We start from the raw sequence: 440 nt of genomic DNA, 5'->3' as shown, positions 1-440 counted from the left end.
CGCAAAGGGCGCACAGGCCGTCATTCCAAATAATCCTTCGCGGACCAAGAAATATCCGCTCAACAAGCCCCTTTACGCCGAGCGTCACCTCGTCGAATGCTGTTTCTCAAAATTGAAGCAGTTCAGGTGTGTCGCCACGCGCTACGAAAAGACCGCGCGAAACTACTTCGCCGTTGTCACCATTGCCGCTACTCTGCTCTGGATAAGGTAACTGTCCACACGACCTAGAGCGCGGTGCGCGAGCCGCGCTGATGGAGCTTCGTAGCCCGGGTGGAGCGGAACGCGCAACCCGGGACACCTGTGCCAGCGTCTACTGAAGTGCACCCTTATCGTGAGACACGATAATCAGGGACAGGTGCCCGCCGCTTGAGGCGGCAGGGCGGGTTGATGGGTTACGGCCAGGTTGCGGGGCTGCTGCGCAGCAGCCCCCGCAACCTGGT

1 protein-coding gene is annotated in these 440 nt (G+C 60.2%); it reads left to right on the top strand.

Annotation, left to right across the window (positions count from 1 at the left end):
- Positions 1-211: transposase (locus ACZIRK_RS45480; RefSeq protein ID WP_474419879.1), on the top strand; the 211-nt coding region annotated here is incomplete at its 5' end.
- Between the last annotated feature and the right edge of the window lie 229 nt (positions 212-440).

The organism is Bradyrhizobium sp. Leo114, assembly GCF_055229415.2.
This window is presented reverse-complemented; position numbering and strand designations above follow the sequence as displayed.